This window comes from Maritalea sp. (assembly GCF_051251695.1).
Taxonomy (GTDB): Bacteria; Pseudomonadota; Alphaproteobacteria; order Rhizobiales; family Devosiaceae; genus Maritalea.
This window is the reverse complement of sequence record NZ_JBPOEU010000088.1, coordinates 1-2,444: the sequence shown is the minus strand read 5'-3', so window position 1 is coordinate 2,444 and position 2,444 is coordinate 1. Positions and strand designations below refer to the sequence as shown.

2 protein-coding genes are annotated in these 2,444 nt (G+C 45.8%); one reads left to right on the top strand and one right to left on the bottom strand.

The genetic code is table 11. The features are described from left to right. The first annotated feature begins 291 nt into the window (after positions 1-291). Positions 292-1,149 carry a hypothetical protein gene (locus ACSHWX_RS18240; protein ID WP_435669634.1) on the top strand — a complete coding sequence of 286 codons (858 nt, stop codon included), beginning with the start codon at positions 292-294 and terminating at the stop codon, positions 1,147-1,149. Between the two features lie 314 nt (positions 1,150-1,463). On the opposite strand, the gene ACSHWX_RS18235 is transcribed toward ACSHWX_RS18240, so the two are convergent. Next, entirely contained in the window at positions 1,464-2,306 is an 843-nt protein-coding gene (locus ACSHWX_RS18235; protein ID WP_342857668.1) for a carbon-nitrogen hydrolase family protein, read from the bottom strand. Positions 2,307-2,444 lie beyond the last annotated feature (138 nt).

Sequence of the window (2,444 nt, the reverse complement as noted above, 5' to 3'; positions counted from 1 at the left end):
TGTAAGGTAGATGCACCTTTGCCGACACCAAGACTTGCAAACCCTCCTGCCCGCTTCATAGGCCGTTAAATAAGGGGTTTGAGGCGTTTTAAGCTGCCCTTTAATTAGCAATCGGCGTCACAAATGCAATCTGAACTGGAAAGAGGCCTTGCGAGTTTGCCCCACAGTTTCCAGAAAGAGATAAATGCCTTTATAACAAACACATAAATATTCTGTCACAAAATGTTCAGCCTCTAAACTGGAAAGACATTTAGCCCCACAATTGAAATTTTAAAACACCGGAGAGCATGAATGCCTACATTCTTAATGAAAAGCTGCGCCCCAGAATACAATATTTGTAACTATAAAACTCTACAGCTAGGCTCCCTTGAATACTATAGAAAGCATAGTGATACAGAAATTGGGGATACACGAGAGGGCAAACATACTATTTCATACAACATTCCAAAATCGGCTGCAGACATTCGGTTACTTAACCAAATAGATCCATACTCATTTAATTTCAGTAAAAAAGTCAACGGTGGATTCGGTAAAAAAGCCAGAGGTTTTGTAAATCGCGCTCACACTGGTAACACGTGTATATCTATCGATAAAACTTCTACGAACCATTTGGATGCAACGGTCTCTGGGCTATTCAACTATACTGGTACGGATGCGCTTATATTTTGCTGCAGCATGGTATGCACATTGGATCAACGCCCCAAGATGAAATGCGATGACAACTGGTTTATGCGATTTAACGATGCCGACGCGTTTGCCCTCCAACTAGAAACCTCCTTAAACAAAGATTATGCATGTTGGGCACAAGAAGAGTTGGCCCAACTAATACCTGATTTTACAGCCGATGGCTATAAAACACCTGAGCCCAAATTTAAGGTATTTCACGGACCAGTGCATTACGATGGTTCATCGATTCACTTTACATCGTTTGCAGATATTTCAATTGAAAACCTTGCGTCTAGATATGTTACCCCAGAGCTTCATAAAGGCCGCAAATATATCCATCAAGACGAGTATCGATTTGTCGCTTTACTTCAGTACGAACTTAAACTTTCTGACGGCAGCATAGAACACCGTGCTGTAGCATTCAATCGGGAGCGCACATGGTTACCAAGTGAAGACTTTCGTCCGTGGGCCATCTCGAAATGAATACAGAAATTTGATCGCCAAAATGTCTCCTGGCACCCTTGAGAGGGTAATCCCTATACTTTCCAGAAAGAGATAAACGGATAAAAATCAAAGGCATAGATATTTTTGCGCATGAATGGGGGAACGCTGAACTTGAAAGAGGTTTTTGGGTTAGTCGGCTGAAAGGCACGACATCAAGGGCGGGAAGCGGTCGTTCGCCGCATTTGCGAAATATAGGTTCGCCGCATGAGAAAGCAGACGTTCGGCAGCACTTGGCACATTCAACCGCAGCGAACGGCAGCACCGAGCCCTAACCTACATCGTCCAAGCCACGCTCATTTTACGTAAGGTAGATCAAACACCAGCATGCCGACTTGTCCCAATGGCAATTGCTCTGCGACGTCACCGTCAGGATTGAGGACCGCGGTAGGCCCCAAAGCTAAGTAATCTTCGCGCTCGCCGGTGACGTCAGATGATATGAGCCACAATGCGCTCTCGTGGCAGCGTTGCCCGCGCACCGAATTGTGTAGCCATTTGTATTTTTCGGCTGTGTCGTGCTTCAGCATGTTGTTTGCACAACAAACAATTAGTTCGGCACCCTTCCGAGAGACCTGCTCCGCAAGGGTAGGAAAATTTGTATCATAACATATATTTATGCAAAATCTGAGGCCATGAACCTCAAATACTGGTAAGTCCTTCCCCTTAGTGAAGGCTACCTCTCTTGGTAAAAGATGTTGCTTTCGATACCTTCCAATAAGGCCCTGATCTTTAACAACTATAGCAGTATTATATAGCTTTTCGTCGGCTAACTCGATCATGCCAACTACCAACATCGGTCCAGAGGGCGGAAATTTCTCTAATAGTTCGAGAAACCGTTGAGAACTGAGGTCAATGGCCACCTCTCGGGCCTGCTGTTCTTCAACAATATAGCCCTGTAAGAAACCCTCAGGAAAAACCAACAAATGTGCTTGCTTTGCTTTGGCACGCTCAGAAGTTGAGTGGAGAAACTCCAATGCTCTCGGAATATCTTTGTGGATTTCGGGGGCCTGCGCGGCTGCGATACGGACTTTAGGCAAGTGTACGAACCTTCCATGAGATGCGAAGTTCAGGATAAACCCGTTGCCAATTTCCTCCAATACCGAAGATCGCTTTTGTCCGCGAAGCAGGCCTTCAGCCATTAGAATGCACTCAGAACGGTTCGCACGTGCAGCGAACGGCAGCAACGAGCCCACTTTGACCGATGCTGCGCTGCGCATGAATGTCGGCTTTTGGCCGATCGACCTTAAATTATCGCTTCCGATGCGCGAGTTCACGAT

Bases quoted from the DNA above. Each gene is read 5' to 3' on its own strand.
- ACSHWX_RS18240 (WP_435669634.1), top strand. From the start codon at position 292: ATGCCTACATTCTTAATGAAAAGCTGCGCCCCAGAATACAATATTTGT.
- ACSHWX_RS18235 (WP_342857668.1), bottom strand. From the start codon at position 2,306: ATGGCTGAAGGCCTGCTTCGCGGACAAAAGCGATCTTCGGTATTGGAG.